At 72.0% G+C, this 5,737-nt stretch carries 5 protein-coding genes; 2 read left to right on the top strand and 3 right to left on the bottom strand.

Going from position 1 to position 5,737, the window contains the following annotated elements; genetic code table 11:
* The coding region (locus AB0J68_RS25475; protein ID WP_363940688.1) for an inositol monophosphatase family protein at positions 1-720 on the bottom strand (720 nt) is incomplete at its 3' end.
* A 288-nt stretch (positions 721-1,008) separates the two neighbouring features.
* On the opposite strand from AB0J68_RS25475, the gene AB0J68_RS25470 reads away from it, so the two are divergent.
* A complete protein-coding gene (locus AB0J68_RS25470; protein ID WP_355133600.1) occupies positions 1,009-2,625 on the top strand; it encodes an RNA polymerase sigma factor in 1,617 nt (538 codons plus the stop codon).
* Between the two features lie 245 nt (positions 2,626-2,870).
* A complete protein-coding gene (locus AB0J68_RS25465; RefSeq protein ID WP_234587953.1) occupies positions 2,871-3,104 on the top strand; it encodes a hypothetical protein in 234 nt (77 codons plus the stop codon).
* A 118-nt stretch (positions 3,105-3,222) separates the two neighbouring features.
* On the opposite strand, the gene AB0J68_RS25460 is transcribed toward AB0J68_RS25465, so the two are convergent.
* Positions 3,223-4,956, bottom strand: coding sequence for a DEAD/DEAH box helicase (locus AB0J68_RS25460; protein WP_363940686.1), 1,734 nt, complete (start codon positions 4,954-4,956; stop codon positions 3,223-3,225).
* A gap of 180 nt (positions 4,957-5,136) precedes the next feature.
* On the bottom strand, positions 5,137-5,737 hold a 601-nt coding region (locus AB0J68_RS25455; protein ID WP_363940684.1), incomplete at its 5' end, for a trimeric intracellular cation channel family protein.

The raw sequence follows: 5,737 nt of genomic DNA, 5'->3' as shown, positions 1-5,737 counted from the left end.
GGCCAGGCCGGAGACCCGCACGCCCGCCTCGGCGGCCACCAGCCCGCCGGCGGCCAGGTCCCAGGCGGCCAGGCCCTTCTCGAAGTACGCGTCCAGCCGCCCCTCCGCCACCAGGCAGAGGTCCAGGGCGGCGGCGCCGAGGCGGCGGATGTCCCGCACCGACGCGATCAGTCCGGCCACCACCGACGCCTGGTGCGCCCGTCGGCCGGCGTCATAGCCGAAGCCGGTGCCGACCAGCGCCTGCCCCAGATCCGTCTCGCCGGAACAGCGCAGCCGGACGCCATCGCGCCAGGCGCCGCCACCAGCGGTGGCGGTCCACTCCTCGCCGGTGTGCACGTTGCGCACCACGCCGGCGACCACCACCCCGTCCACCTCGGCGGCCAACGACACCGCGCTGTACGGCAACCCGTAGAGGTAGTTCACGGTGCCGTCGATCGGGTCGACGATCCACCGCACGCCGCCCGGCTCCGCCGGACCGGTGTCCTCCGTGCCGTACTCCTCGCCCAGGACCGCGTCCCCCGGCCGCAGCGCGCGCAGCGCGTCGAGGACCTGCCGCTCGACGGCCCGGTCGGCCGCCGTGACCACGTCGGTGACCGTGCTCTTGGTCGCCGCCACGGAGACGCCCTCGACCCGCATCCGGTACGCGGTGGCGGCGGCGTCCCGCGCCACGTCGAGCGCGATCGCCAACAGTTCCCGCGGTGTCGGCGCCGAACGGTCCATTCCAGGGTCCCTTCCCGTACGACCGGGGCGTTCCGGGCCGTGCGCGAGTATCATCCTTACAAAGTCCACATCTGCGCCGAATCGGCGGTCCCGCTGCCGTTACGCCGTGCGGCGCAGGATGATCGCCGCAGACGGCGTTACAATTCACCCCTGCCCACGCGCCACGGACCGCCGACCACCGGCCGGCCCGGGACACGGGGGTCCCTCAACCACATCGCCCGGCCCGGTTGCCCCACGCTGTGCCGGACGACCCGGCCGTGCCCGCTCTTCGCCTCCGGAAGGTCATTCGTGACAGAACCCCGCCAGCCCGGCGCCGACGTTCGCTCGCTCACCGACACCCTGATCGCCCACGCGCAGAGCGCCGGTGGTCAGCTCACGTCGGCCCAGCTCGCGCGCACCGTCGAGACCGCCGAGGTGACTCCGGCCCAGGCCAAGAAGATCCTGCGGGCGCTCTCCGAGGCGGGAGTGACCGTTGTGGTGGACGGCTCGGCGAGCACCCGCCGCCGGGTCGCCGCGGCCCGCTCGACGACCCCCGCGTCCCGGGCCACCACCGCCAAGACCACCAAGAAGGCCGCCGCGCCCGCCCCGAAGCAGGCGCCCGCCTCCGACGCGGCGCCGTCGACGCCGGCGCCGCGCAAGGTGGCCGCTCGCAAGGCCGCCGGCAGCACCGCCGAGGTCGCCGCCGCCGCGGCCACCCCGGCGAAGGCGACCAAGTCCACCCGCGCCACCAAGGCGACTGTCGCCGCGGCGGCCGGAGCCAAGCCGGTCAAGGCCGGCGGCAAGGCCAAGGGCGAGGGCGCCGAGGGTGAGATCGACCCCGAGGAGCTCGCCGCCGTCATCGAGGACGTGGTGGTGGAGGAGCCGGCCGAGCTGGCCCAGGCCGCCGAGACCGACGCCGCTGCGTCGGCCACCGACAACGACTTCGAGTGGGACGACGAGGAGTCCGAGGCGCTCAAGCAGGCCCGGCGCGACGCCGAGCTGACCGCCTCCGCCGACTCCGTCCGGGCGTACCTGAAGCAGATCGGCAAGGTCCCGCTGCTCAACGCCGAGCAGGAGGTGGAGCTGGCCAAGCGGATCGAGGCCGGGCTCTACGCCGCCGAGCAGCTGCGCGCGGCCGACGAGGGCGAGGAGAAGCTCGCCCGGGAGATGGTCCGCGACCTGGGCTGGATCTCCCGCGACGGCGAGCGCGCCAAGAACCACCTCCTCGAGGCCAACCTCCGTCTGGTCGTCTCCCTGGCCAAGCGGTACACGGGGCGCGGCATGGCCTTCCTGGACCTCATCCAGGAGGGCAACCTCGGCCTCATCCGCGCGGTGGAGAAGTTCGACTACACCAAGGGCTACAAGTTCTCCACGTACGCCACCTGGTGGATCCGGCAGGCCATCACCCGCGCCATGGCCGACCAGGCCCGCACCATCCGCATCCCGGTGCACATGGTCGAGGTCATCAACAAGCTCGGCCGCATACAGCGCGAGTTGCTCCAGGACCTGGGCCGCGAGCCCACTCCCGAGGAGCTGGCCAAGGAGATGGACATCACACCGGAGAAGGTGCTGGAGATCCAGCAGTACGCCCGGGAGCCCATCTCGTTGGACCAGACCATCGGCGACGAGGGTGACAGCCAGCTCGGTGATTTCATCGAGGATTCCGAGGCTGTGGTCGCCGTCGACGCGGTCTCGTTCTCGCTCCTGCAGGACCAGCTCCAGCAGGTGCTTCAGACGCTCTCCGAGCGTGAGGCGGGTGTGGTACGCCTGCGCTTCGGCCTGACCGACGGTCAGCCGCGGACGCTGGACGAGATCGGTCAGGTCTACGGGGTGACCCGGGAGCGGATCCGGCAGATCGAGTCCAAGACGATGTCCAAGCTGCGTCACCCGTCCCGGTCGCAGGTCCTCCGGGATTACCTGGACTGAGCCGGTTTCGTCAACCGGACGTGTCGTTTTGATCACCTGGTGTGCAACACCAGATGGTGATCGTCCGGATGCACGAATGTGATCGTTGACGTGGCACCCTGGGTTCACGGCACACTGTCCCTGCCATGTGTGACCTCGGTCCCCCGCGGGCACACAGGGAAGGCAGTGCCCGGCACGGGTGTTGCACGATAGGTGAGCAACGACCGAAGAGATTGTTCATCGGTGACGACCAGAGGAGGAAGGCGATGAACTCGACCCTCACGCCGCCGCCCGAGACGGTGGTTCCCCCAGCCGCCGATGAACGGTGCGACCGCTGCAATGCTGCCGGCAAGCTCCGGATCACCCTGGCGGGTGGGAGCGAACTGGTGTTCTGCGGGCACCACGCGAACAAGTACGCGGAGGATCTCGTGAAGATCACCGAGCGGTTCGCAACGGAGCCCGACTTCAGCTGGCGTGGCGCCGATCTGATGGCGAACTAAATCCGCAAACCGACATAGCCGGCCGGAGGCACCCCACGGGGCGCCTCCGGTCGGCTTTTCACTTTCTGCCCAACCGCGCCCCGCGACTCACCGGCGTCGCACGCTCGGTGCACGGGGGCTAGAGGGTCTGCACGGTGGCGATGCGTTCCTCGAGCTGCTCGATGGTGGCCTGGGCGCTCGGCGGGCCGCCGCAGAGCCGGCGCAGCTCGGCGTGGATCTTGCCGTGGGGTTGGCCGGTGCGATGGTGCCGGGCGGCCACCAGAGCGTTCAGTTGACGCCGGAGCGCCACGCGGCGTTGGGCGGCACTCATGGGTACCGGCGGTGCCGCGGTGGCCGCAGCGGCCGGCTGAGCGGCCCGCTCGGCGGTACGGCGGCGCTGGGCGGCGAGTTGGTCGGCCTGCCGTTTGGTGAGCAGCAGGGAGACCTGGTCGGCGGTGAGCAGGCCGGGCAGGCCGAGGTACTCCTCCTCCTCGGGGGTGCCGGCCTGGGCGGCGGTCCCGAACGACGCGCCGTCGAAGATCACCTGATCCAGTTCGGCGGTGGCCGAGAGCGCGGCGAACCGCTTCTCCAACTCCCCGCTGGCCTGGTCGTCACGCTGTGCCCGTTCCAGCAGCTCGTCGTCGAAGCCGTCGGAGTCCTTGGGTTTGCCGAGGACGTGGTCCCGCTCGTTCTCCATCTCGCTGGCCAGCCCGAGCAGGTGCGGCACGCTGGGCAGGAAGACCGACGCGGTCTCGCCGGGGCGGCGGGCCCGCACGAACCGGCCGATCGCCTGGGCGAAGTAGAGCGGGGTGCTGGCGCTGGTGGCGTAGACACCGACCGCCAGTCGCGGGATGTCGACCCCCTCGGACACCATCCGCACCGCGACCAGCCACCGCTGGTCGGACGCCGCGAACGTCGCGATCCGCGCGGACGCGCCCTGGTCGTCGGAGAGCACCACGGTGGCCTTCTCGCCGGTCACCTGCTCGATGAGCTTGGCGTAGGAGCGGGCGGTCTGCTGGTCGGTGGCGATGATCAGGCCACCGGCGTCGGGCATGCCGGCGTTGCGCAGCACGGTGAGTCGGGCGTCGGCGGCCCGCAGCACCTGGGGCATCCAGTCCCCCGCCGGGTCGAGGGCGGTACGCCACGCCTGCGCCACCAGATCCTGGGTCATCGGCTCGCCGAGGCGGGCCGCCAACTCCTCCCCGGCGTTGGTGCGCCAGCGGGTCTCCCCGGAGTACGCGAGGAAGAGCACCGGCCGGACGACTCCGTCGCGCAGCGCGTCGGCGTAGCCGTAGACCGAGTCGGCGTGGGAGCGCAGCAGCCCGTCACCGCCCCGCTCGTAGGTGACGAACGGGATCGGGTTGTCGTCGGAGCGGAACGGCGTCCCGGTGAGCATCAGCCGGCGTACGGCGGGCTCGAAGGCGTTCTTGACGCCGTCGCCCCAGGAGCGGGAGTCGCCGGCGTGGTGGATCTCGTCGAGGATGACCAGGGTGCGGCGGGTCATGGTGCGCCGCCGGTGCACCTGCGGGGCCATCCCCACCTGGGCGTAGGTGACCACCGCGCCGTGGAAGTCGGCCGCCGAGTGCACGTCGGCGTTGCGGAACGCGGCGTCGAGCTGAATGCCCACCCGGGCCGCGGACTCGGCCCACTGGTTCTTCAGGTGCTCGGTGGGCGCGACCACGGTGACCGCCTCGACGGTGCCGTCGCCGAGCAGTTCGGCGGCGATCCGCAGGGCGAAGGTGGTCTTTCCGGCGCCCGGCGTGGCGACCGCGGTGAAGTCCTCGGTACGCCGTCGCAGGTACTCCACCAGGGCCTTGCGCTGCCAGGCACGGAGTGCCGGGAACGTCTCGAGCACCGGCGTCCGGGCTGCCACGCGAAAGCTCCTCTCCGACCGCACGAGGGCGGACACCGGGCGAGGGCCACGAGTACCGCCGCCCATGAAAACGCCTCCGCGCAGAAGCTGCCGCGAAGGCCGACTCAGCATAACCAGCGCGGGCCCGCGGGCCCAGGCGACACCACGCCTGTCACATTCACCACCGGAGCACGGTCAGCCTCACCACTCCCGGTCGGCGCGCGGATCGGCCCCGTTCGCACGCGGTGGCCGCAGCGTCGCCACCGGGGCGGACCAGCGGCGGCGCAACGCGATCAGGCGCAGCCCGACCACCCCGACAGCGGCGGCGGTGAGTGGTGCCGGCCCGGTGTGGCCGGTGACGTACAGCAACGCCACCGCGACCGATCCGGCCAGGGCGGCCACCGCGTAGATCTCCCGGCGCAGCACCACCGGGATCTCGGCGGTCAGCAGGTCCCGGCCGAGCCCGCCGCCGATCGCGGTGAGCATGCCGATCAGGCAGGCGCCGACCGCCGGCACCCGGGCGTCGAGCGCCTTGAGCGTGCCGGTGACGGTGAACAGACCGAGGCCCGCCGCGTCGAGCACCAGCACCGTGGTGCGCAGTCGGGCGAGCTGTGGGTGCAGCCAGAAGACGGCGAGCGCGGTGATCGCCGCGGTGGCGGCGTACCGCCAGTCGGCGAAGGCGAGCGGCGGTACCTCGTCGATGACCAGGTCGCGGAGGATCCCGCCGCCGAGCGCGGCCACGAAGCCGACGAACGCGACGCCGAACAGGTCGAGTCGTTTGGCCACCGCCGCCGAGGCGCCG

It is taken from the genome of Micromonospora sp. NPDC049580 (genome assembly GCF_040675595.1).
Classification (GTDB): domain Bacteria; phylum Actinomycetota; class Actinomycetes; order Mycobacteriales; family Micromonosporaceae; genus Micromonospora.
Note: the sequence above shows the minus strand (reverse complement) of the source record. Positions and strands in the feature narration are given on the sequence as shown.